The sequence below is a fragment of the Alicyclobacillus dauci genome, assembly GCF_026651605.1.
Taxonomy (GTDB): Bacteria; Bacillota; Bacilli; order Alicyclobacillales; family Alicyclobacillaceae; genus Alicyclobacillus; species Alicyclobacillus dauci.
This window is the reverse complement of the sequence record NZ_CP104064.1, coordinates 2,989,772-3,013,000: the sequence shown is the minus strand read 5'-3', so window position 1 is coordinate 3,013,000 and position 23,229 is coordinate 2,989,772. Positions and strand designations below refer to the sequence as shown.

At 50.2% G+C, this 23,229-nt stretch carries 19 protein-coding genes, 3 rRNA genes and 1 pseudogene; 19 read left to right on the top strand and 4 right to left on the bottom strand.

The window, feature by feature from the left end; genetic code table 11:
- Positions 1-6 precede the first annotated feature (6 nt).
- From NZD86_RS15285 to NZD86_RS15245, 9 genes are all read left to right on the top strand, one after another.
- Positions 7-1,194 carry an FAD-dependent monooxygenase gene (locus NZD86_RS15285; protein ID WP_268042915.1) on the top strand — a complete coding sequence of 396 codons (1,188 nt, stop codon included), beginning with the start codon at positions 7-9 and terminating at the stop codon, positions 1,192-1,194.
- Between the two features lie 80 nt (positions 1,195-1,274).
- Complete coding sequence (locus tag NZD86_RS15280; protein ID WP_268042914.1) at positions 1,275-1,529, top strand: YciI family protein; 255 nt, start codon at positions 1,275-1,277, stop codon at positions 1,527-1,529.
- Between the two features lie 255 nt (positions 1,530-1,784).
- On the top strand, positions 1,785-2,537 hold the full coding sequence (locus NZD86_RS15275; RefSeq protein WP_268042913.1) for a Cof-type HAD-IIB family hydrolase: 753 nt from the start codon (positions 1,785-1,787) through the stop codon (positions 2,535-2,537).
- Between the two features lie 243 nt (positions 2,538-2,780).
- Positions 2,781-3,041, top strand: a complete 261-nt coding sequence (locus NZD86_RS15270; protein WP_268042912.1) for an HPr family phosphocarrier protein — start codon at positions 2,781-2,783, stop codon at positions 3,039-3,041.
- A gap of 93 nt (positions 3,042-3,134) precedes the next feature.
- Positions 3,135-3,656 carry a PTS sugar transporter subunit IIA gene (locus tag NZD86_RS15265; RefSeq protein WP_268042911.1) on the top strand — a complete coding sequence of 174 codons (522 nt, stop codon included), beginning with the start codon at positions 3,135-3,137 and terminating at the stop codon, positions 3,654-3,656.
- 273 nt (positions 3,657-3,929) lie between these two features.
- A complete protein-coding gene (gene treP / locus NZD86_RS15260) occupies positions 3,930-5,345 on the top strand; it encodes a PTS system trehalose-specific EIIBC component (protein WP_268042910.1) in 1,416 nt (471 codons plus the stop codon).
- A gap of 82 nt (positions 5,346-5,427) precedes the next feature.
- Positions 5,428-7,125, top strand: a complete 1,698-nt coding sequence (gene treC, locus NZD86_RS15255) for an alpha,alpha-phosphotrehalase (protein WP_268042909.1) — start codon at positions 5,428-5,430, stop codon at positions 7,123-7,125.
- A complete protein-coding gene (treR, locus tag NZD86_RS15250) occupies positions 7,097-7,822 on the top strand; it encodes a trehalose operon repressor (RefSeq protein ID WP_268042908.1) in 726 nt (241 codons plus the stop codon). The genes treC and treR overlap by 29 nt, the downstream gene beginning before the upstream one ends.
- 363 nt (positions 7,823-8,185) lie before the next feature.
- A complete protein-coding gene (locus NZD86_RS15245; protein WP_268042907.1) occupies positions 8,186-9,478 on the top strand; it encodes an IS1380 family transposase in 1,293 nt (430 codons plus the stop codon).
- Between the two features lie 395 nt (positions 9,479-9,873).
- Here NZD86_RS15245 and NZD86_RS15240 read toward each other — a convergent pair whose 3' ends face one another.
- On the bottom strand, positions 9,874-10,116 hold the full coding sequence (locus tag NZD86_RS15240) for a hypothetical protein (protein ID WP_268042906.1): 243 nt from the start codon (positions 10,114-10,116) through the stop codon (positions 9,874-9,876).
- On the opposite strand from NZD86_RS15240, the gene NZD86_RS15235 reads away from it, so the two are divergent.
- From NZD86_RS15235 to rrf, 3 genes are all read left to right on the top strand, one after another.
- Positions 10,116-11,650, top strand: a 16S ribosomal RNA gene (locus NZD86_RS15235). The genes NZD86_RS15240 and NZD86_RS15235 overlap by 1 nt on opposite strands.
- Before the next feature lie 297 nt (positions 11,651-11,947).
- Positions 11,948-14,887: ribosomal RNA gene (locus NZD86_RS15230) — 23S ribosomal RNA — on the top strand.
- Between the two features lie 186 nt (positions 14,888-15,073).
- Positions 15,074-15,190, top strand: a 5S ribosomal RNA gene (gene rrf, locus NZD86_RS15225).
- The 16S, 23S and 5S rRNA genes sit together here, the layout of an rRNA operon.
- Before the next feature lie 783 nt (positions 15,191-15,973).
- On the opposite strand, the gene NZD86_RS15220 is transcribed toward rrf, so the two are convergent.
- A complete protein-coding gene (locus NZD86_RS15220) occupies positions 15,974-16,132 on the bottom strand; it encodes a hypothetical protein (RefSeq protein ID WP_268042905.1) in 159 nt (52 codons plus the stop codon).
- A 253-nt stretch (positions 16,133-16,385) separates the two neighbouring features.
- On the opposite strand from NZD86_RS15220, the gene NZD86_RS15215 reads away from it, so the two are divergent.
- The 5 genes from NZD86_RS15215 to NZD86_RS15195 all read left to right on the top strand — a co-directional run bounded on the left by NZD86_RS15215 (position 16,386) and on the right by NZD86_RS15195 (position 21,441).
- Positions 16,386-17,294, top strand: coding sequence for an IS4 family transposase (locus NZD86_RS15215; protein WP_268042904.1), 909 nt, complete (start codon positions 16,386-16,388; stop codon positions 17,292-17,294).
- 503 nt (positions 17,295-17,797) lie between these two features.
- Entirely contained in the window at positions 17,798-19,105 is a 1,308-nt protein-coding gene (gene ltrA / locus NZD86_RS15210; protein ID WP_268042903.1) for a group II intron reverse transcriptase/maturase, read from the top strand.
- 115 nt (positions 19,106-19,220) lie between these two features.
- Positions 19,221-19,601, top strand: a complete 381-nt coding sequence (locus tag NZD86_RS15205; protein WP_268042902.1) for a hypothetical protein — start codon at positions 19,221-19,223, stop codon at positions 19,599-19,601.
- Positions 19,602-19,799: 198 nt separating this feature from the next.
- Positions 19,800-20,297: a CBO0543 family protein gene (locus tag NZD86_RS15200; protein WP_268042901.1), complete on the top strand. Its 498-nt coding sequence runs from the start codon at positions 19,800-19,802 to the stop codon at positions 20,295-20,297.
- Positions 20,298-20,460: 163 nt separating this feature from the next.
- Positions 20,461-21,441 (top strand): DMT family transporter, encoded by a 981-nt coding sequence (locus tag NZD86_RS15195; RefSeq protein ID WP_268042900.1) that lies wholly within the window; start codon positions 20,461-20,463, stop codon positions 21,439-21,441.
- A 33-nt stretch (positions 21,442-21,474) separates the two neighbouring features.
- On the opposite strand, the gene NZD86_RS15190 is transcribed toward NZD86_RS15195, so the two are convergent.
- Positions 21,475-21,714 (bottom strand): hypothetical protein, encoded by a 240-nt coding sequence (locus NZD86_RS15190; RefSeq protein ID WP_268042899.1) that lies wholly within the window; start codon positions 21,712-21,714, stop codon positions 21,475-21,477.
- 18 nt (positions 21,715-21,732) lie between these two features.
- Positions 21,733-21,897 (bottom strand): annotated as a pseudogene (locus NZD86_RS24770) (DUF309 domain-containing protein); the annotation flags it as partial.
- A 244-nt stretch (positions 21,898-22,141) separates the two neighbouring features.
- Between NZD86_RS24770 and NZD86_RS15185 the strand changes: the two are divergent.
- Together NZD86_RS15185 and NZD86_RS15180 are read left to right on the top strand one after the other, a co-directional pair.
- Positions 22,142-22,378, top strand: coding sequence for a 4Fe-4S ferredoxin (locus NZD86_RS15185; RefSeq protein ID WP_268042898.1), 237 nt, complete (start codon positions 22,142-22,144; stop codon positions 22,376-22,378).
- 74 nt (positions 22,379-22,452) lie between these two features.
- Positions 22,453-23,220, top strand: coding sequence for an IclR family transcriptional regulator (locus NZD86_RS15180; RefSeq protein WP_268042897.1), 768 nt, complete (start codon positions 22,453-22,455; stop codon positions 23,218-23,220).
- Positions 23,221-23,229 lie beyond the last annotated feature (9 nt).

Here is a 23,229-nt window from a genome sequence, read left to right as displayed (position 1 = left end):
GACGTGATGAATCCGACAGATGTTTCAATTCTGCTCATCGGCGGCGGGATTGGTGGGCTGACTGCTGCTTTAGCCATCGCCAAGAGCGGTCGATCCGTCTGTGTACTGGAACAGGCTCCTGAATTTGCGGAAATTGGTGCCGGATTGCAGTTGGCACCCAACGCGGTGAGGGTACTGGATGAGCTGGGGCTCACCGGCGTGATCAGTCAATATGCTGTATTTCCGAAGCGACTTGTATTGATGGATGCCCTTCATGGAGGAGAGCTAAGTGCTCTTGATCTAGGTCCCGCGTTTCGCGAACGGTATGGCCATCCATACGTTGTCATGCATCGCTCCGACTTACATTCCATACTTCTCGAAGCCTGTCGAAGTGAAGGCAACGTGAACCTTCTCACGGATAAAAAGGTTATCCATGTGGAGGAGTTGGATAATCAGGTGCGTGTTTCGTGCAGTGACGGGAGCACCTATTTGGCTGAAGCAGTGGTGGGTGCTGATGGGCTGTGGTCCACCACACGAGAATTGGTGAGCCATGATAGCCCGATTTGTGCCGAATACGTTGCGTATCGTGGAACGATCCCAATGCACGAGGTGATGCAATACGCACGGTTGGATGATGTTGTGATGTGGATCGGTCCAAATTTACACTTCGTTCAATATCCAGTTCGGCGCAAAGAGTTGTATAACCAAGTCGCAGTGTTTAAAAGTAAGCGCTATCGTAAGGATACGGACTACTGGGGAACGCCTGACGAGTTGGACGACGTTTTCAACGCTTGCTGTCCAGCTGTGGCTACTGCAGTCACATATATGCAGCGCGATCGGCGCTGGCCAATGTATGATCGGGAACCTATAGAAAACTGGACCTTGGGCAGATTTACACTTCTTGGCGATGCCGCGCATCCGATGTTACAGTACATCGCCCAGGGGGCGTGCCAAGCGATTGAAGACGGTGCGTGCTTGGCAGAAAAACTTGATCACTACCAGGGGCGTATTCATGACGCCTTTGCTGCCTATCAACAAGAACGAACCGTGCGAACCGCGAAAGTGCAGCGCACAGCCCGTTTCTACGGTGACATCATTCACACGACAGATCACGTTACAACCGTCTTACGGAACGCATTTATGTCCAAGAGACCAGCAAGCGACTACAGCGTAGTGGATTGGTTGTACGGTCATAAGGTGACAGTGGGACAGTAGAGCATACCTGGTCACGGCTCGCAATTTTTGGACGTATGTATTGGCGCGAATATCACCTTAGCAGGATGGAGGCGGACTGTATGAAACATGCGGTCTTGTTGTTGGAAGGAAAAGAAACTGCTTCCGAAGACACGGTTGCCAAGCACAGGGAATATCTGGCCGGACTGCGAGGCAAAGGTCTATTGGAAGCCTCTGGTCCCTTCCGAAACACAGTTGGTGGTTTACTCATCTATAATGTAGAAGAGTTTGATAAGGCATACGAGATCATTTCGAACGATCCGATCGTGACAAGCGGATGTCGAACGTTTGAATTATATACTTGGGCGAACAACTAGTTTCATGTGTTTTCGGCAACGACTAGAGAGGGAGGCGAAATGCCCCCTCTCTTTTCTCTATGAGTGTGCCGAACTTCCCGACCTTCTTCTACCGATTCTAGGTCACGAATTTGCTGTGTACGTGACTTCATGTAGAATGGGACGCGAACATGTCCTGTTTGCCACGGCAGGTGATTCGTGTACGGACGATGTTTGGGGCTGGATTTAACCTTCAGCTAACTGTCATGAGATAGAGATGGAGATGGAGGGATCTCGGTGACACCTTCGAGATGGCGTTTGATTGCATTGGATATGGACGGCACGACGCTGTCGCATGACTTAGCAATTTCGGACGAGAATAAGAAGTGGATACGAAAAGCACGGGAGTCTGGGATAGAAGTAACGTTCGCCACAGGACGCCATATCTCAGGCATCGTGCGTAAATCCATACGCGATCTAGAACTGAATGCCCCGGCTGTGACGATGAATGGCAGCGAAGTATGGACGCCACAAGAGCAATTGTTATCAAGAAGATCGCTCACAGTGGATGACATTCAATGGTTGCTTGGCGTGGCTAGACAGGCAGGTACAAAATATTGGGGAGACACGGTGGAAGGTCACTTTGAGGAACTGGAGTTCCCAAACACATTGGATGACTATACGTGGTTGAAGTTTGGCTTTTACTCGACTGACTCGACGCGAATTCAACAAGTATGGCAAACACTCGAGAGAGAAGAGCGCTTTGAACTATCCAATTCTCATCCTCTCAATGTCGAAGTTAACCCCCTTGGCGTCACGAAAGCCACGGGATTGCAAACGGTCTGTGACTACCTGAACATTGATCCGTCGAAGGTCGTTGTCATGGGGGACAGCTTGAACGACGTACCGATGATAAAATGGGCGGGTCTTGGGGTGGCGATGGGAAACGCTCAGGACACAGTCAAAAGAGTCGCCGACTTTGTGACGGGGCGCAATGATGAAAATGGTGTCGCTCAGGCGATAGAACGCATCTTGAACAACGATATCTGAGAAACGACACGTGTCGTTGACGTACGGTACGTGTTTTTTTACTCCGTGAACAAATTTGACCGACATGTCTAGACAAGATATGATAAATATCAACTTGTCTAGACATGTAAGGTGAAAGCGGTTGTCGTCGTGGCATGCATACCTGAATGGGTGAGACTCGGTTTTGCAGACTCATCGCATTAGACACCGTATAAAGCGCATTCTATCGGTCGATAAGTTAATTTCTAAAAAGGGGGAGATAATGTGCAGGAGAAAACACTCGTCATCAAGAACTCGACCGGTCTTCATGCTCGACCGGCTTCGATGTTGGTTAACAAAGCGCGAGCATTCGAGAGCAGGGTAACACTCGAGAAGGATGGAAAGACCGTGGACGCCAAAAGCATCCTGGGGATTATGGGCATGGCCATCAGTCAGGGCAGTACCGTAACGATTCGTGCGGAAGGTACGGACGAAGAGAAGGCCATCGAGGAGTTGGCCACTTACCTAGAACAATTGGAAGAATAACAATCAGTCCATCGCAAACGATGACGTGCGGACGACGATCCGTCCGGAATGGCGATTACATAATGATCAGATTTACTGAGGAGAGAAATCATCGTGTTTAAGAACCTGTTTAGACGCGGGCAGGCTGATGCTGCTGGAGACGATTCACAGGAAATAACGATTTTGGCACCGGTCGACGGTGAAGTTGTGCCACTCGAGGACGTTGAAGATCCGATGTTCTCGCAGAAGATGCTGGGTGACGGTCTTGCCGTACGTCCGACTTCCGACACAATTGTGGCACCTGTGTCTGGAACGTTGACTCAGATATTCCCTACAGGTCACGCGGCAGGCATTACGACTCGGCAAGGTATCGAGGTGCTTATCCATGTCGGGATCGACACAGTTGAGCTGAAGGGTGAGGGCTTCACGAAGCTAGTAGAACAGGGTGCTCAAGTAGAGGCAGGTACACCGCTCATTCGCCTCGATCTCGACAAGTTGGGCAAAACTGCAAAGTCTCTGGTAACGCCGGTGATCATCACGAATATGGACAAGGTGGAGCAGTTGACGAGGTCAACTGACCAAAGTGTAGACGCAGCGACGAGTTGGCTCCTGAAAATCGTACCCCAGAAAAAGTAGTTCGAGTAATGACAGGGTGAATAGGGCACTTTACACCTACAGAAGAAGGACAACAGGCAAGCGTGCAGTGGATCTGCACGCTTTTTGATTCCCAAAAAAGGATCATGTTTAACGTCAATCTATCGATTATGACGTAGCTATTGACTAACATGTATAAACAAGTTAGTATTCGAAACGGACTTGTTTATACATGTTTCGTGAAAGCGTTTGATCGTCTTTCGCATTTTCCTTTAGTGACGACCGATCAACGGTTGGTGGACAGGAGACTTGATGATGAGTATCAACGAACAATCCGTAGGCGGTATCCTGGATGCCGTGGGCGGGAAGGACAACGTGGTTTCCGCAACGCACTGTGTTACTCGGCTACGTCTTGCCTTGGACGACGAAGGAAAAGTCGATAAGGAGGCCCTCGAATCAAACGATTTGGTAAAGGGATTTTTCTCGGCTAATGGGCAGTTCCAAATTATTATCGGACCGGGAACGGTTGAGCGGGTCTACGACAAGTTCGTAGACATCGCTGGAATTGGACGTGCTTCCAAGGAAGACGTGAAAAAAGCGGCGGAGAAACACTTAACCCCCCTTCAGCGTCTGGTCAAAACGCTTGCCGATATCTTTATTCCCTTGTTGCCAGCCATTGTGACAGCTGGTCTGTTGATGGGTGTTAACAACATTCTCACTGGTCCCGGAATCTTTTATCCGAACAAGGCCTTTATTGATGTCCACACAAACTGGAAAGACTTTGCGGATATCATCAACGTGATTGCGAATACGTCGTTCACTTTCTTACCAGGTTTAATTGGATGGTCTGCGGTTAAAAAGTTTGGCGGCAGCGAGTTGTTGGGTATTGTCCTCGGACTCATGTTAATTAACCCAGAACTGTTAAACGCATATGCCTATGCCAGTGCACAGTTGAAAGGGACAATCCCGCATTGGAATTTGTTTGGCCTGCAGGTTCAAAAAGTTGGCTACCAAGGTCAAGTGTTGCCCATCCTCATTGCGTCATATGTGTTAGCCAAACTGGAGCAATGGCTGAATAAACGGGTGGCTGACACTTTGAAGTTGATATTGGTCGCGCCGATTGCATTGCTCGTCACTGGTTTCCTTTCCTTCATTATTATCGGACCCGTTACATTCGCCATCGGTCGCGAAATCACGAATGGGTTAGTCTTCATCTTTAACCACTATGCACTGCTTGGCGGCTTGATTTACGGTGGATTCTACTCCGTGCTGGTGGTAACCGGGATGCACCAAATGTTTCTCGCAGTGGACTTGCAATTGATTGCGCAAACGGGATCGACATTCTTGTGGCCGATTTTGGCGCTATCCAACATTGCTCAGGGTTCCGCAGCTCTTGCAATGATGTTTGTAGCGAAGGAAGAAAAACTGAAGAGTATGTCGTTCACATCTGCAATTTCAGCATACCTAGGTATCACGGAACCGGCCATGTTTGGTGTCAATCTGCGGTTCCGCTTCCCATTCATCTCGTCCATGATTGGTGCAGCGCTTGCAGGTGGCTGGATCACCATGCAGCACGTGCGGGCTTTCTCGGTAGGTGTCGGTGGTTTGCCAGGCTTCCTCTCCATTATCACAAATAAGTGGGGCGCTTTCTTCATCGGCATGGCGATCGCGATTATCGTTCCGTTCGTTCTGACAACGATTTTGGCTCGCACCCGCAAAATTGACGTTTGACTTCGTGTTATGAAGTAACCCACTGGCAATATCGCCGGTGGGTTACAGTTCGTTTTAACTTACAGAATGGCGGTGACAGTAAATGAATGAACCCTGGTGGAAAAAGTCAGTTGTTTATCAGATTTACCCAAAAAGCTTCCTAGACACTACTGGTGATGGCGTGGGCGATCTTCAAGGAATCATTGAACGACTGGATTACTTAAAAAAACTAGGGGTGGACATTTTATGGCTCACGCCTGTTTACCAATCTCCACAGCGGGACAATGGGTATGACATCAGTGACTACTATGAGGTCAATCCGCAGTACGGCACAATGGAGACGCTGGAGACACTGTTCCAGGAGGCGCACAACCGGGACATTCGTGTGGTGATGGATATTGTGGTCAACCACACTTCTACGGACCATAAGTGGTTCCAGGAAGCGAGAAAATCGAAAGACAACCCTTATCGGGATTTTTATATATGGAAGGATCAACCGAATAACTGGCAGTCCAAGTTCGGCGGAAGCGCCTGGGAATATGACCAAACGACAAATCAATACTATCTTCACCTGTTTGACGTAACGCAGGCGGATTTAAATTGGGAGAACGAAGCACTCCGCGGTGAAATATACAAAATGATGCGCTTTTGGGTGCACAAAGGGGTAGATGGCTTTCGCCTCGACGTCATCAATTTGATATCGAAGGAACAGCGGTTTCCGAACGATACGTTAGAAACGCCGATCGATGATGGAAGAAAGTTTTATACCGATGGTCCTCGTATTCATGAATACTTGAAGGAAATGAATGAGCGCGTGTTTGCGGAGAAGTCAGGCTTTGTGACAGTTGGGGAGATGTCTTCCACCTCACTCGATCAGTGCGTCATGTACACAAACCCGAAAGAGCACGAGCTAAACATGACCTTCAGTTTCCACCACCTGAAAGTTGACTACCCGAACGGTGAAAAGTGGATGGCAGCGCCATTTGATTTCATTCGTCTTAAACAAATACTCAGCGAGTGGCAAGTTGGCATGGCGGAAGGAGACGGTTGGAACGCACTATTCTGGTGCAACCACGATCAGCCGCGCGTCGTGTCGCGTTTCGGAAATGAAACAGTCTACCGCGAAGAGTCAGGAAAAATGTTGGCCACTGCGCTTCACCTCCTCAAAGGAACACCGTATGTGTACCAAGGTGAGGAGATCGGCATGACGAATCCGAATTTCGAGCGGATCGAAGATTATCGCGATATCGAATCGACCAACGCGTACACTCGCCTTTTAAAGGAAGGCACGAGCGAACGAGACGCGATTGCCGCCTTGAAACAAAAGTCCCGGGACAACTCGCGAACACCGATGCAATGGGACGCATCGGAAAACGCCGGATTTACATCTGGTAGCCCCTGGATTCAAGTGGCACCCAACTACAAGGAAATTAATGTGCAAGCAGCGCTTGCCAATCCGGATTCGGTTTTCTATCATTATCAAAAGCTCATTCAACTTCGCAAAACGAACGATGTGATCGTGCACGGAACGTACCAAGAAATTTTGCCGGATCATCCACAGTTGTTTGTGTATCTTCGATCATACAAGAACGATCGGATTTTAGTGATCAACAACTTTTACGCCACGGAGACCACGTTTACCCTGCCGCGAGACATTTCTGTGGATGGAACATCTGAGATTCTGATCTCGAATTACAAAGACACGCCAAACACGTGGACCGATCTCCATATGCGCCCATACGAGTCAGTGGCGTTTTATATTCGGGGGCCTCATGAAGACAAAAGCACAGCGAATTTATGATGTATTGGCTGCGAACATCCAAAATGGCACTTATAAACCGAATAGCAAACTTCCTTCGGAGCACGACTTAATTGCGCAATACGATGTTTCGCGAGGGACGATTCGAACTGCCCTGGATATGCTGTCACAGGATGGATACATTCAGCGTTTGAAGGGGAAAGGTTCGATTGTTTTAGATGTAGCAAAATACAACTTTCCTGTAACAGGCTTGGTTAGTTTTAAAGAGGTCAGCAAAATCATGCACGGCCAAGTACGGACAATCGTGAACGAACTGTTACTCATACGTCCGGATGATTTTGTCCAGTCACAACTGGATGTTGGTCCGACAGACGATGTGTGGAGAGTTGCTCGGACCCGCGAAATACAGGGTGAGAGAATTATTCTGGATGTCGACTACTTTGACCGGAAGTTTGTGCCTTACTTAACCAAGGACATTTGTGCGGATTCCATTTACGAGTACCTAGAGAAAGAGTTAAACCTTTCAATCAGCTTCGCAAAGAAAGAAATTGTAGTCGACTCGGCGACGGATGAAGACAAGGCATGGCTTGACCTGGGAGATTTCTCGTACGTCGTCGTCGTTAAAAACCACGTGTATTTGGAAGACGTCTCCCTATTTCAATACACCGAGTCACGGCATCGTCCGGATAAATTTCAATTCGTCGACTTTGCAAGGCGCAACTACCTCAGCAAGAAGTGACGGCTATCTACTATTGTTGCCCTTTATTCTCAGAGTAGAGAACACGATGGCCCTTATTTGATAAACTGGTGGCTCGATAATGACATCGAGCCACTTTCATTACATAATGATTGACTGAATCACTTAGTCACCCTCTTTTGCCCTCGATCTCATCCGTAAAACCATTAACCTGAAATATTCATAGCACGATCGTGAAGGACCTGTAAATGCAAGCGGTGCAAGGGCTATAAGGGGATTTAGCGATTCACTCAAAAAGTGACGTGAGCACATAGGAAAAAAGCCCAACCTTTGGTAGTGTTAAGGTGTCTAAGCCAAACACATCAAAGGAGAGCTCTTCTATTGAAAAGCCTACAAGAGAATGTCATGAACTTCAACCCCAGGGTGAAAATGAATTTTGACGGCGGCGACTTGACCTCGGATGCTGGACTGCTCCTATACAAAGAATTCGATCACAAACTGGGCCTATCCGAAGCGGTAGAAGAACTGCTCGTGGTTCATGATTCGGTCTTTCATCGGGATCATCCAAATAGCGACGTGGTTCTTCAGAAACTGTATCAGCACATAGCTGGCTACCATACAGACGATCACGCAGATGATTTAGCTGTAGAGCCATTGCTAACTATGCTGCTGGGAAAGGAAAGCTTGGCCTCACAACCTACTTTGTCTCGTTTCAACGATAAAGCGGATATTGCGACTTCCAAATCTCTGGAGTGTGTGAATGAAACGTTGCAGCGTCGCGTGTACGCTATAAAACCCCAGAACCAATTCGTTTTTGATTTGGATTCCTCCAGCTTTGCTGCCTACGGAAAACAGCATGGAGCGAATTTCAATTACCACTACCAGCAACATGGATTTCATCCGTTGTTTTGCTTTGACGGTCTGACCGGTGATTGTCTGCGAGCAGAGCTTCGTGCAGGCAACGTATACACTTCCCGTCAAGTCGTCCGGTTTGTGGGACCAATTCTGAATCGATACGGTAGGCTGAACCCGGATAGCCTCATCGTCATTCGTGGCGATAGTGGGTTTGCCGTTCCAGGGCTGTTTGAGTTGGCGGAAACCAAGGGTCATAAATACGCCATCCGCCTCAAGTCAAACGCACGGCTACAGTCCATTACGCAGGTCATGGCGGATCAATTACTAAACGCTGAAAGATTACACAAACGACAAGTCCATTACAGGGAATTCATGTATCAAGCATCCAGTTGGGAACATGCCCGCCGGGTGGTCGTGAAGATGGAACGTCCGGCTGGTGAACTGTTGTTTCAATTCACATTTATCGTGACCAATATGACGCTGCAGCCCAAGAACATCATTCGCTTTTACTGCCAGCGCGGTCATATGGAGAATTTCATCAAGGAAGCCAAAAATGGATTTGCGTGCGATAAGATGAGCAGTACAGACTTTGAAGCGAATGTCGTGAAACTCCAGTTAGCCATACTTGCGTATAACTTTAACAACTGGTTTCGCCGATTGTGTGTACCAGAGAAAATGCAATCAAGTCGGATGGAGACTTTGCGAACCAAACTGGTCAAAGTTGCGGGGAAGCTAGCTCACTCTGGCCGATACTGGACTTGGAAATTGTGCAGTTCGTGTGTGTATCGAAAAGAGTTCATTCAGACGCTTAAAAACGTAGCCGCATTACCGCGGTTCGGTTGAGATGATTCCCGTCTGAATAACAACTGGAACAGACATGAGAGGTGAATACGGGATAGGTGCGTCTTCTCCTCAATCCATATTTATCCACACGTAACCCCACGGGAGACCATGGTCATGAAAGTCCAAGTCCAGACCTACGAGAACGAAAGTTCAATTGATCCTATTGTTTTCCTATATTCATCCATTTGTTACAAGCGGTTTACTTCGCTATGAATATTTCAGGATTAAGCTTCTCCTGCACCACAGCTTCCTTAGTTCCTTTGGCACACATCGCCGTCTCGAGACTATCATTCGTAGTTTGATATATTAACCAGTTGATTATTAATTTGATCTGGAGTATATTACTCGATGTCGCTTCTGAAGCTTGTCTTTCAGAACGACTCCAATATACCGCATCACTGACGCATTTGTTCGCGGTTCGGTTGGATGAGTTGGTCATTTCGAGAACGAACATTTGTGATGAAGAACTTACCAGTGACAATGAACATCGATTCATGGTATATTATTTCTCGCCGCTTCGACGGCACTGATTGAATTGGTTCCTTGAAAACTAAACACACCACGCCTGAAAGTTTCAGTCGAGACAGCTTCGGTTGTCGCGACAAACGGATAACATTCTGGTGAAACGCCAGTAACATTTATTGAGAGTTTGATCCTGGCTCAGGACGAACGCTGGCGGCGTGCCTAATACATGCAAGTCGAGCGGACATCTTCGGATGTCAGCGGCGGACGGGTGAGTAACACGTGGGCAATCTGCCTACCAGACTGGAATAACACTCGGAAACGGGTGCTAATGCTGGATAACATTCACGGAGGCATCTTCGTGAATTGAAAGATGCAAATGCATCACTGGTAGAGGAGCCCGCGGCGCATTAGCTAGTTGGTGAGGTGACGGCTCACCAAGGCGACGATGCGTAGCCGACCTGAGAGGGTGACCGGCCACACTGGGACTGAGACACGGCCCAGACTCCTACGGGAGGCAGCAGTAGGGAATCTTCCGCAATGGGCGCAAGCCTGACGGAGCAACGCCGCGTGAGCGAAGAAGGCCTTCGGGTTGTAAAGCTCTGTTGCTCGGGGAGAGAGACAAGGAGAGTGGAAAGCTCCTTGTGAGACGGTACCGAGTGAGAAAGCCCCGGCTAACTACGTGCCAGCAGCCGCGGTAATACGTAGGGGGCAAGCGTTGTCCGGAATCACTGGGCGTAAAGCGTGCGTAGGCGGTTGCGTGTGTCTGGAGTGAAAGTCCAAGGCTCAACCTTGGGATTGCTCTGGAAACTGCGCAACTTGAGTGCTGGAGAGGCAAGGGGAATTCCACGTGTAGCGGTGAAATGCGTAGATATGTGGAGGAATACCAGTGGCGAAGGCGCCTTGCTGGACAGTGACTGACGCTGAGGCACGAAAGCGTGGGGAGCAAACAGGATTAGATACCCTGGTAGTCCACGCCGTAAACGATGAGTGCTAGGTGTTGGGGGGACACACCCCAGTGCCGAAGGAAACCCAATAAGCACTCCGCCTGGGGAGTACGGTCGCAAGACTGAAACTCAAAGGAATTGACGGGGGCCCGCACAAGCAGTGGAGCATGTGGTTTAATTCGAAGCAACGCGAAGAACCTTACCAGGGCTTGACATCCCTCTGACAGGTGCAGAGATGTACCTTCCCTTCGGGGCAGAGGTGACAGGTGGTGCATGGTTGTCGTCAGCTCGTGTCGTGAGATGTTGGGTTAAGTCCCGCAACGAGCGCAACCCTTGACCTGTGTTACCAGCACGTAATGGTGGGGACTCACAGGTGACTGCCGGCGTAAGTCGGAGGAAGGCGGGGATGACGTCAAATCATCATGCCCTTTATGTCCTGGGCTACACACGTGCTACAATGGGCGGTACAACGGGAAGCGAAGCCGTGAGGTGGAGCAAAACCTAAAAAGCCGTTCGTAGTTCGGATTGCAGGCTGCAACTCGCCTGCATGAAGCCGGAATTGCTAGTAATCGCGGATCAGCATGCCGCGGTGAATCCGTTCCCGGGCCTTGTACACACCGCCCGTCACACCACGAGAGTCGGCAACACCCGAAGTCGGTGAGGTAACCTGTATCGGAGCCAGCCGCCGAAGGTGGGGTTGATGATTGGGGTGAAGTCGTAACAAGGTAGCCGTATCGGAAGGTGCGGCTGGATCACCTCCTTTCTACGGAGAAACACCCTTTCAGGTCGTGGGAATGTGTTTAGTTTTGAGGGAGCCAAAGCCCTTAGTGGCTAGGTAAACTCAAGGTACCTTGGCAACTGAATATGGAACAACCTCGAATGAAGTAAAACCGGTAACCGAAATGCGAGTAACAGGTTAACGTAACCGGGAAGTATATTTGACAAAGAGGCGCGAGGAATACAAGGAACGAGGAGGACAACGCACTGAGCGTACATAAGTACGTGAGGGAGTTGGCCGACGAGTGACGCAGTAGTCCGAAGTGGAGTCTTTTGTCAAAACGGTGAAGTTAGAAAGAGCGCACGGAGGATGCCTAGGCGCCAAGAGCCGAAGAAGGACGGGGCGAACACCGAAATGCCACGGGGAGCTGTAAGCGAGCATTGATCCGTGGATGTCCGAATGGGGAAACCTGCTAGTGAGAAGCGCTAGTACCGTACAGTGAATACATAGCTGTGCGGAGGCAACCGAGGGAACTGAAACATCTAAGTACCTCGAGGAAAAGAAAGCGAACGCGATTCCGTAAGTAGTGGCGAGCGAAAGCGGAGAAGCCTAAACCGTATACGTGGTACAGACTGCAGTCGATGCGTATGCGGGGTCGAGGGGCTGTAAGTGGGGACCTGCAGGGAACCAACTGGAAAGAATCCATAGGAGAACGGCATGGGAAGGTCGGCCATAGACGGTGAGAGCCCGGTAACTGAAATGGATTGTGGAAAGTGATACAGACCCCAAGTACTGCGGGACACGAGGAATCCCGTGGGAATCTGGGAGGACCACCTGCTAAGGCTAAATACTCCTTGGCGACCGATAGCGGATAGTACCGTGAGGGAAAGGTGAAAAGGACCGCGGGAGCGGAGTGAAATAGAACCTGAAACCGTGTGCTTACAAGCAGTCGGAGCATGCATGACATGTGACGGCGTGCCTTTTGTAGAATGAACCGGCGAGTGATGATGGCAAGCAAGGTTAAGGCGAAGGAGCCGAAGCCGAAGCGAAAGCGAGTCTGAAGAGGGCGAATCAGTTTGTCGTCATCGACCCGAAACCGGGTGATCTACCCCTGGTCAGGGTGAAGTGCGGGTAACACCGCATGGAGGCCCGAACCCACTGGCGTTGAAAAGCCAGGGGATGAACTGGGGGTAGGGGAGAAATTCCAATCGAACCCGGAGATAGCTGGTTCTCCCCGAAATAGCTTGAGGGCTAGCGTCAGGGAATGAGAAGTGGAGGTAGAGCACTGATTGGGTGCGGGGCCCGCGAGGGTTACCAAGCTCAGTCAAACTGCGAATGCCACTTTGTCGAAGAACCTGGCAGTCAGACTACGAGTGATAAGACCCGTGGTCAAGAGGGAAACAGCCCAGACCAACAGCTAAGGTCCCAAAGTACTGGTTCAGTGGGGAACGATGTGGCGTTGCACAGACAACCAGGATGTTGGCTTAGAAGCAGCCACCATTTAAAGAGTGCGTAATAGCTCACTGGTCGAGTGGCGCTGCGCGGAAAATGTAACGGGGCTAAACCAGACACCGAAGCTATGGATGGAAACATGGTAGGGGAGCGTTCCATTTGCGGGGAAGCTGTGCTGGAAGGCATGGTGGAGCGGATGGAAGTGAGAATGCCGGTATGAGTAGCGAAAAGACAAGTGAGAATCTTGTCCGCCGAAAGCCCAAGGTTTCCTGGGGAAGGCTCGTCCGCCCAGGGTAAGTCGGGACCTAAGGCGAGGCCGAAAGGCGTAGTCGAAGGACAACAGGTTGAAATTCCTGTACCACCGCGGAGCGTTTGAGCGAAGGGGTAACGCAGGAGGCTGAAGGAAGCGGCCGGATGGAAGAGGCCGTCCAAGCAGTGAGCGTGGAGTGTAGGGAAATCCGCACTCTGAGAAGCGTGAGCTGTGATGGGGAGCGAAGAACAGTAGCGAAGTCCTGTAAGTCACACTGCCGAGAAAAGCCTCTAGTGAGTGAAGTGGTGCCCGTACCGGAAACCGACACAGGTGGGCGCGTGGAGAACACGAAGGCGCGCGGGAGAACTCTCGTTAAGGAACTCGGCAAAATGGCCCCGTAACTTCGGGAGAAGGGGCGCTTCGAGAGAAGCCGCAGTGAAAAGGCCCAAGCGACTGTTTAGCAAAAACACAGGTCTCTGCGAAGCCGAAAGGCGAAGTATAGGGGCTGACGCCTGCCCGGTGCTGGAAGGTTAAGAGGAGGGGTTAGGGAAACCGAAGCTCCGAATTGAAGCCCCAGTAAACGGCGGCCGTAACTATAACGGTCCTAAGGTAGCGAAATTCCTTGTCAGGTAAGTTCTGACCCGCACGAAAGGCGTAACGACTTGGGCGCTGTCTCAACGAGAGACCCGGTGAAATTGTAATACCTGTGAAGATGCAGGTTACCCGCGGTTAGACGGAAAGACCCCGTGGAGCTTGACTGTAGCTTGATATGGGATACGGGTACGTCATGTACAGGATAGGTGGGAGACAGGGAAGCTTGGGCGCCAGCCTGAGTGGAGTCGGCGTTGGGATACCACCCTTGAGGTACTTGTGTTCTAACCTAGGACCATAAGCTGGTTCGGGGACAGTGTCAGGTGGACAGTTTGACTGGGGCGGTCGCCTCCAAAAGAGTAACGGAGGCGCCCAAAGGTTCCCTCAGCGCGGATGGAAATCGCGCGGTGCGTGTAAAGGCAAAAGGGAGCTTGACTGCGAGACGGACAGGTCGAGCAGGGACGAAAGTCGGGCTTAGTGACCCGGTGGCACCGAGTGGAAGGGCCATCGCTCAACGGATAAAAGCTACCCCGGGGATAACAGGCTGATCTCCCCCAAGAGTTCACATCGACGGGGAGGTTTGGCACCTCGATGTCGGCTCATCGCATCCTGGGGCTGAAGTCGGTCCCAAGGGTTGGGCTGTTCGCCCATTAAAGCGGTACGCGAGCTGGGTTCAGAACGTCGTGAGACAGTTCGGTCCCTATCTGCCGCGGGCGCAGGATACGTGAGAGGGTTCGTCCTTAGTACGAGAGGACCGGGATGAACCGACCGCTGGTGTACCAGTTGTTTCGCCAGAAGCATAGCTGGGTAGCCAAGTCGGGAAAGGATAAGCGCTGAAAGCATCTAAGCGCGAAGCCAGCCTCAAGATAACGTATCCCATCCGGATAACGGAGTAAGACCCCTTGAAGAAGACAAGGTAGATCGGTCTGGAGTGGAAGCGTAGTGATACGTGGAGCGGACAGATACGAATCGGTCGAGGGCTTCACCAGAACAGAGAGGTTGTTCCATCATTCAAGTTGTAAGTACCGACAAACTGTAGCGAAAGCTGCGGTACATAGGGCGAAGCTAAGGAAGTACCATGTAAGGTACAAGATGCCTTGGTGGAGGGATCGAACGAAGCGTTCTGCAGCCCGTAAGGGCGAAGCCAGCGTAGAGAGAGCCCGGAGCCCAAGCAGTCTGGTGACCATAGCGGAGGGGAAACACCCGTACCCATACCGAACACGGACGTGAAGACCTCCAGCGCCAAGGATACTTGGAGGGAGACCTCCTGGGAAAGTAGGACGTTGCCAGGCGAGAGAGAAAGAGCCCTTGAGGGAGCAGAGGATGCTGCCTTGGGGGCTCTTTTGTTTTGTTGTACGGGGAACGTGCATGCCGCGACCGAATAACGTGTGGCGGAAGGTTTTTACAATAGAAACAAAACAAAATTAGAAAGGTTGCATGAAAATCAGACCCTTCGGGGGAATGGAGTAGAGAACTGCAGGTTCGCTACTGGATACATGTCGTCAGCCGCAACTGACTAGAGTAACGCAGTGCCTTTATGTTGCTATTGCACTCCGACCAGACGGTTGGATAGTGGCAACAACGGTCTCCCAGTGCGTTGTTCGCGTCTCTCGCGGAGGCAAAATGCGAAACAGAGGAACGCTGGTGCCTTATGCCACCCGTGACCCGGTCCTGGTACTCACCCTACAACCATAAATTTCCCCCTGCGCCTGGGCTAGGCCGCATGAAGGAGAAGGGCATAGGATGCTGCATTGGGGCTCTCTTGTTTTCTTGCAGACAGTGATATGGTGCGACAAACTCACGTGTGACGAACGATTTTACAATGCGATAAAACAAAACATTATTAGAAAGGTCGCATGAAGATAAGAGCCTTCATTCGGGGGTGCATGGAATAGGAGACTGCTAATCCGCTCTTGGAGGACATGTCGTGAACGGAAATTGACCGAGGGAACGCGGTGCCCTTATTCGGCTATTTGCTACTGATTCGACGGGTGTACCAGCCCCAACAACGGACTCCTGATCCCTTGCCCGCGTCTGCGCGGAGGCAAAATGGCCAACAAAGGAACGTCGGTACCTTAGTTCCCTGTTGCGGCCCCGACTCCGGTTGCGGCCCCGGCTCCGGCTCCGACCCCGTCTTCACCGGCCGCCGTCGGAACCCCACCTGCACCCCGGTCCTCCGCCCCCCTCCTTCGATGCGCCGACGAGACCGCGTGATCCGAGAGTCTATAATCCAACCCATCATTAAAATCAGCGCCGATTCGAAAAAGTATGTGAGTAATATGGTCGAAGCGGGTAATGCTATCGATACAGTTGAAGTCACTAGCATTGCATAAAGGAATTTAGGATTTGTCAAGTGCTTCAAGTTGTCAGAATGAATAGACGCAATGTTTGGAAGGTTCATGATTTAGACAACCACTGACATGAAAAATCTCCTTAGAATAAGAGGTACAGGTAGTCCTGTCCGACTCTCTACTAAGGAGACTAGGCATGGACAAGGATACCACAAAATCTGTGTTTGCGGAATATGTTCTTCCGCTGAACGTCAGTTCCATATTGCAGGAATTAGATCATCTCAAGCTCGATCGGTACGTCAAGAAGCTCGGCGTTATTCCATTCATTAGGCTCATCGTCTTCGCCCAGGTCAACCAGATCCCGTCCCTGACGGATATCAGTTTAGAGCTGGAAGCCAATGAATCCCTTCAGAAGGAATTGGCGCTGGATTCTATTAGTGCCTCACAGTTATCCAGGAAGTTGCGGGAAACTCCTTCAACATTTTTGGATTTCGTTTTCCGTCAATGCGTTGAACAGATTACGCGTCAGGTCGGCATAAAGCGAGCGAATGAGAAGCTCAGACGGATTAACCTGGTTGACTCATCAACCATTTCAATGTGTCTCTCGCAGTATCCATGGGCAGAGTTTCGCAGGACCAAAGCCGGTGTGAAATTGCACTTGCGTTTGGTGTTTCTAGACCACCAAGTCGCGCCGGACAAGGTGATTCTCACACCTGCCAAACCTGCAGACAAAACGCAGATGGATGCGTTGGTGGTCGTGGAGCCCGATGCGCTCAACGTCTTCGACCGTGGCTATGTGGATTACCGAAAGTTCGATGCGTACTGTGCAAACAAAACAAAGTTTGTCACGCGGCTCAAAGACAACGCGGTCATTCACGAAGTCATTGAGGAACGAACCGTGCCGGACGATTCACCAGTCACCAGAGAAGCCTTGGTGCGCTTGGGGAGTTACCCAAATTACGTTATGAAGTACACCCTGCGGTTGATTGAAACCACGGACAGTGAAGGCAAGCGCGTCGTGATTCTGACGAACGACATGGCGATGGATGCGGAGCAAATCTGCGACGTGTATCGAAAGCGTTGGCAAATCGGCGTGTCCAGATAAGGACACAGTAGCTAGTTGGTGCAAGTCCAACCGGGAGAAGAGACTCCCCTCCCGTAGCCTGAGAGGCACCGTGGAGCGAAAGCGATACGGTGGAGCCCTCTGACATCGTGCTCAACAGGAGCGCGGGCAAAACTCCAGGTTGTAACGATAGTGAACGCGGATGTAGCCTCGTTACACGCAACTCCGGTGGCTGAGACGGTCGATAACGTGCGAAAGCAATAAGAACTGACCGAAATGAGTCTGAAACGGTGGTTCTCACCGGCGGGGTATCAGCGGCGACATAGAGGGAAAGTTGCTGTGGAAACTGGAGAAGCCCTCGACGCCCGTTGAAGAAATCTCATCGAGGAGGCCGCCCCTATAACCGTGATCGGGAAATGGGCGCGGTAGGCGTCAGGGTGGCGGAACGGATCGTAGTACCGTGGATTCGCGTGCAGTAAAACACGCGAGGAGGGAAGGGTCCGAACCTGTAAACATTCCGTACGACCGAGGGAGGCAAGGATGTCATGATAAAAACATCCATCAGTTTGCAGGAACTAAGGCGGCGGATATATCAAAAGGCGAAGTCTGAACCTACGCATCGATTCTGGGGATTATTCACCCACATCACCAACATGACGACCCTCTACGAAGCGTATCAACATGCGAAGAAAAACGGCGGAGCCCCAGGCATCGACGGACAAAGCTTCGCAGATGTAGAGCAATCGGGCGTCCGAGCGTTCCTAGAAGACATTCGAGCAGAGCTGCAGGCTGGAACTTACCAACCGCAAGCCAATCGTAAAGTGGAAATCCCGAAGGCGAATGGGAAAATGCGTACCCTGCAGATTCCGTGTATCCGGGACCGCGTGGTACAAGGGGCGTTAAAACTGATACTGGAGGCGATTTTCGAGGCCGATTTCTGTCCAAACTCGTACGGATTTCGACCGAAGCGCTCCCCGCATCAAGCACTGGCAAATGTGCGACGTAGTATACTGCGACGTATGACAACAGTGATTGACGTAGATTTGTCTCGCTACTTCGATACGATAAGGCACAATTTACTGCTGGAGAAGATTGCGAAACGTGTCCAAGACCCACAGGTGATGCGCCTTGTAAAACAGGTGATTAAGGTAGCTGGGAAAATCGGCGTTCCGCAAGGCGGACCGTTTTCTCCGCTCGCTGCAAATATCTACCTGAATGAGGTTGACTGGGCATTTGATGCTATCCGGCGGAAAACAGCGGAAGGTAGTTACGAAGCAGTGAATTACCACCGATTTGCCGACGACATGATTGTCACTGTAAGTGGCCACTCCAGTAAACGTGGATGGGACAAGCTAGCGTTGCGGCGACTGCGAGAATATTTGGAACCCTTGGGGGTTGAACTGAACCTGGAAAAGACTCGAATGGTCAACGTCCTAAAAGGTGAATCATTTTCTTTCCTAGGATTTGATTTCAGACGAGTACAGAATCGGAGCAGGACTGGATATTTCATCCTGATGACACCGAAGAAGAAAGCCCGACAGGCGATAAAAGCGAGAATCCGCGAAATAATTCAAAACGGGGGCGCGAAACCGGCAAAAGACGTTGTGAAACAAGTTAATGCCATACTGACTGGATGGGTGAACTATTTTCGGGTCGGCAACTCGAGCCGCGCATTTGGAGAAATCCGTGACTATACAGAGATGAAAATCCGAACCCTGCTGTCAAGAAGGAAACGAAGACGAAAGCGTAGCATCGGGTGGCGGAGATGGAGTAACGAATATCTGTACGGCGTGTTGGGGCTTTACTGGGACTGGAAAGTCCATCCCCTCAAAAGCGTAGACGGTTTTCGATGAAAGTGTCCGTAATCACGATAGGTCTCATAACCCTTTTGACAAAGTTTATGGGGTGAGCTGCTTGAGGGAAAACCTCACGAGCAGTTCTTATGGGGAGGGGCTGGAAACGGGTCGCATGGCGGTACCGCGCCAGTCTTTTACCCGACAGTTGTTTTTTAAATGGGTCAAGCAACATCTCGTACTCAAGCGGCTCTACGGCAAGAGTGAAAATGCCGTGTATAACCAACTGCTGATTGCGCTGATTACATACTGCCTGTTGATTCTTATACAGGCGAAGGTGTCCCATAACGGCAAGCTGCTCGACGTCTACAAATGTTTACGTCTTTACTGGGAGCGAAGCTTTTCGGAGTTTGTGAAGGCGTTGTACAAGAGCCCAGGTCGAACATCCAAGGGCAGACGACGATGCAAGGTGGACGACATCTTCGAGCAAACGGTGCGGCAGTACATAGACGGTGAAACGGAGCATCTCGAGACCGTGACCTACGACCTAATATAAAAATTCCTGATTATGGATATTGGGACTACCTGACACAGGAGTACTGACTTTTTAGACCATAAGCCGCTGAAATTAAAAATCTGAGTGTTCAGACCTGGTGTCCAGACCGTGGTGTGCCTCACTTGACAAGCTCAGAGAAGTTTTATGCAATGCTAGTGAGTTGAAGTGACACAATATCTAGGCCAGGTGAGGACGAAGGTGCATATTACTATTGCTGCAGTAACAGCGCTGGCCGCTTGGAAATGGGGCGATTGGCGCAACTGGAAGAAATACGAGCCCACTATGTTATTCATGGCCTTTCTTGCCATGGTGTACGAATTTCTCACTAAGGATTATTCGCTATGGGAGTTTCACCCGGATATTATTGCGAACCAAACAACGATTGTTTTACTGTATGCCTCCTTCACAATGCCGCTTACGGCTTTGATATTTTTGTCGAACTATCCGGATCGCTTTGGTAAACTAGTCGTTTATTATCTAATGTGGGTAGGAATCTATGTTGGAGTTGAGGTCATTCTGTACGTGTCTAGGCGGATTACGTACAGTCACAGGTGGAATTTATTGTGGTCCGTTCTCTTCGACGTGGTCATGTTTCCGATATTGCGGCTTCATGGTAAGAAACCGCTCATAACGTACATAATTTGTGTTCCCATCATCCTGGTTTACCTCAGCATTTTCAAGGTCCCTCTGAAATAGTGAATGCAGTCTTACACTTTTGGATCCAGCGAGGGGCATTTTGCAAAGACCAATATGATAGGACAGATCAGTGTCCGCAAGAGAAGCCTATTCCATCGATCGGCCCCACACAACATCGATTATAATGGTGTCATATGGGTAGTGGTGAAGTGGAGGGGCGAACATGCGAGCTATTTTTCTTGGTATTTGTGCGTCGTTTTTCTTTGCCTCTTCATTTGTCCTAAATCGGATGATGAGTAATGGGGGAGGCAGCTGGATTTGGAGTGCATCCCTCAGGTACATTTTTATGCTGCCACTGTTGCTTCTCATCGTGTTGTTGCGTGGGCAGTTTACTAGCTTGGTCAAGGAGATACGCAAGCACCCGTGGCAATGGTTTTCTTGGAGTTTCGTTGGTTTTGGCCTGTTCTATGCACCTCTGTGTTTTTCGTCGGAGTACAGTCCCGCATGGCTGGTTGCAGGCACCTGGCAATTCACCATTGTTGCTGGTTCACTGATGACTCCACTCTTTCACACGACGGGGATTTTGCCGAACGGTGTGCCTGCTGCTCGGACGAAGATGCCGCTTGGGGCTTTAGGGATGTCTACGGTCATTTTAGGCGGAATCATTCTTATGGAAATTGCTCAGGTTGAGCACGTCAAGGTCTCAGAAATCCTTCTAGGTGGGTTGCCTGTCATAGTTGCGGCGTTTGCGTATCCCTTGGGAAATCGCAAGATGATGCAATTGTGTGAGGGGAGACTGACCGCGGTTCAGCGGACACTTGGAATGACAATTTGCAGTTTGCCTCTATGGATTGTCTTGAGCGTATATCAGTGGATCGCACATGGACTCCCCAGTGAGAATCAAACGGTGCAATCATGCGTGGTGGCCGTATGTTCCGGCGTCATCGCCACGGTATTATTCTTTTCCGCCACGGACATGGCACGCGGGAATGCTCATCAACTGGCTGCTGTGGAAGCGACGCAGGCTGGTGAAGTCGTGTTTACGCTGCTGGGTGAATGGATGTTGATCCCTGGAACGACCATTTCGGTGCTTGGTCTAGTTGGCCTGTTCATTGTCGTCGTAGGAATGGTTCTGCACAGTTTCAGTTCATCACGGGGACATCAACAAGCCAAGGAGAACCAGGTGTTCGATGTCGCTCCCTAAGCTTCATACCGATCACGGCACACGTCCTGGTTCTCAGTCGAGCGGTTGCGGAATCCAATCTGGCAATATGTGACGGACGGACGTGTCTAGGATGTGAATGTCCACGCTTGGCAGCTCCAACTGCTGGATGGCGAGAGGGGGAACGGTTTTATTGCGCCAGTCTGTGGGGACGGTGTTGAAGACGTGATCAATGTCGTGGATGAGTTGGTCGATATCAATTCCTTCATATACTGGGCGCTTCTCTTCCAAGTACCTCTTTGCTCGTTGCCACATGGCGTACCCGCCTCTCACGTTACCGCGATTCAGATGGTATAAACAGACTGCACCTTGGATGAGACCCTTGAGGACACGTGGACGGCCTGATGCAAACCACAGGTGTTCCGCGTACTCATGGCATTCAAAGTAATCCCTTTTGACGTTAAAAAAATATAAATAGGAAATCAATCGATGGTCCACTCTCGTCTGCCCACTTTCTCAGATCGTGTTTCGTTGATAAGATCATATCGCAGAGTTGAAAAAATCACGACATTTGTGGCGAATTGTTCGAGAAACTTTCCACATAGAGAAACAACAGAATAGTCAGCCAGTTCGCATCATGATATTATTTCGATAAATATAGAATGGGCGCCTAGCTGTTCTATGTCTAACCTGTTTGATTTTACGAGCGAATTGAGCGCCGAAGCGACGGAGGGGTTTTGTTATGGCTTTTATTATCGCTTCACCGTGTATTGGTGAAAAGTCTGGGGACTGCGTTGAAACGTGTCCAGTTGACGCCATTCATGAAGGAGAAGATCAATACTATATTGATCCGGATTTATGTATTGACTGTGGGGCCTGTGAGGCAGTCTGTCCAGTATCAGCTATTTTTCAAGAAGACTTCCTGCCAGATGAGGAACAAGAGTTTATTGAAAAGAATCGCGCGTTTTTCCAAAAATAAGGTGTACACCCTACAGGGTGTACGCTTTTTCATAACATGGATTGAACTAGTGATAGAATGTGGGGGAATGTCAGTTGGCAAGACCACAAGAACATCTATCTTCTGTTCACAACGCTATCCGAATCCTGCAAGAGTTTTCGGATGACACACCCGTCATGGGGATCAGTGAACTCAGCGCGCGTTTAGGGTTGGCGAAGAGTACGATTTATCGACTCCTGCAGACGTTAAGCGAGACAGGCTTGGTGGATAAGGATGTTCATTCCCGCAAATACCGTTTAGGAATTGGGATGTTTGTCATTGGTTCAGTGGTTTATCGCAGTACGGAAATTCGCGTGAAGGCCTTCCCGTTGTTGGTGGATTTGATGACGCGGGTGAGGCGGATCGTTCGATTGGCCATTTATGACGGTGGGTCTGTCGTCTACCTTTGCAAGTTGCCTGAAGATAAAGAGACGAGAATGTTCAGCAGCATTGGCAAGCGGGTTCCCTGTCACAGCACGGCTGTCGGAAAGCTGTTGCTGGCTTATCAGGACAAGGATGAAATAGATAGGGTACTTGGTCGCTCTTTGAAACCGGTTACAAGCAACACCATCACCAGTCCGGGTGAATTGCGAGACCAACTCCACCATATCCGATCCGTCGGCTACTCCGTCACCTATGAGGAATCGACGTACGGTATCTGTTCGCTTGCCGTCCCGGTATATGATGAATCGCATAATGTCATTGCCGCGTTGAGCGTGACGGGATCGAAAGACCAGTTCTTGCCGACGGAGGTGCGGGAATACCTGAATATATTGCGCATGTACAGCCGACTTATCTCTGAGCAACTTGGCGGACTGGAATAGTTGCGCTAC

Bases quoted from the DNA above. Each gene is read 5' to 3' on its own strand.
- NZD86_RS15285 (WP_268042915.1), top strand. From the start codon at position 7: ATGAATCCGACAGATGTTTCAATTCTGCTCATCGGCGGCGGGATTGGT.
- NZD86_RS15280 (WP_268042914.1), top strand. From the start codon at position 1,275: ATGAAACATGCGGTCTTGTTGTTGGAAGGAAAAGAAACTGCTTCCGAA.
- treP (WP_268042910.1), top strand. From the start codon at position 3,930: ATGAGTATCAACGAACAATCCGTAGGCGGTATCCTGGATGCCGTGGGC.
- treC (WP_268042909.1), top strand. From the start codon at position 5,428: ATGAATGAACCCTGGTGGAAAAAGTCAGTTGTTTATCAGATTTACCCA.
- treR (WP_268042908.1), top strand. From the start codon at position 7,097: ATGAAGACAAAAGCACAGCGAATTTATGATGTATTGGCTGCGAACATC.
- NZD86_RS15245 (WP_268042907.1), top strand. From the start codon at position 8,186: ATGAACTTCAACCCCAGGGTGAAAATGAATTTTGACGGCGGCGACTTG.
- NZD86_RS15240 (WP_268042906.1), bottom strand. From the start codon at position 10,116: ATGTTACTGGCGTTTCACCAGAATGTTATCCGTTTGTCGCGACAACCG.
- NZD86_RS15215 (WP_268042904.1), top strand. From the start codon at position 16,386: ATGGACAAGGATACCACAAAATCTGTGTTTGCGGAATATGTTCTTCCG.
- ltrA (WP_268042903.1), top strand. From the start codon at position 17,798: ATGATAAAAACATCCATCAGTTTGCAGGAACTAAGGCGGCGGATATAT.
- NZD86_RS15205 (WP_268042902.1), top strand. From the start codon at position 19,221: ATGGCGGTACCGCGCCAGTCTTTTACCCGACAGTTGTTTTTTAAATGG.
- NZD86_RS15195 (WP_268042900.1), top strand. From the start codon at position 20,461: ATGCGAGCTATTTTTCTTGGTATTTGTGCGTCGTTTTTCTTTGCCTCT.
- NZD86_RS15190 (WP_268042899.1), bottom strand. From the start codon at position 21,714: ATGTGGCAACGAGCAAAGAGGTACTTGGAAGAGAAGCGCCCAGTATAT.
- NZD86_RS15185 (WP_268042898.1), top strand. From the start codon at position 22,142: ATGGCTTTTATTATCGCTTCACCGTGTATTGGTGAAAAGTCTGGGGAC.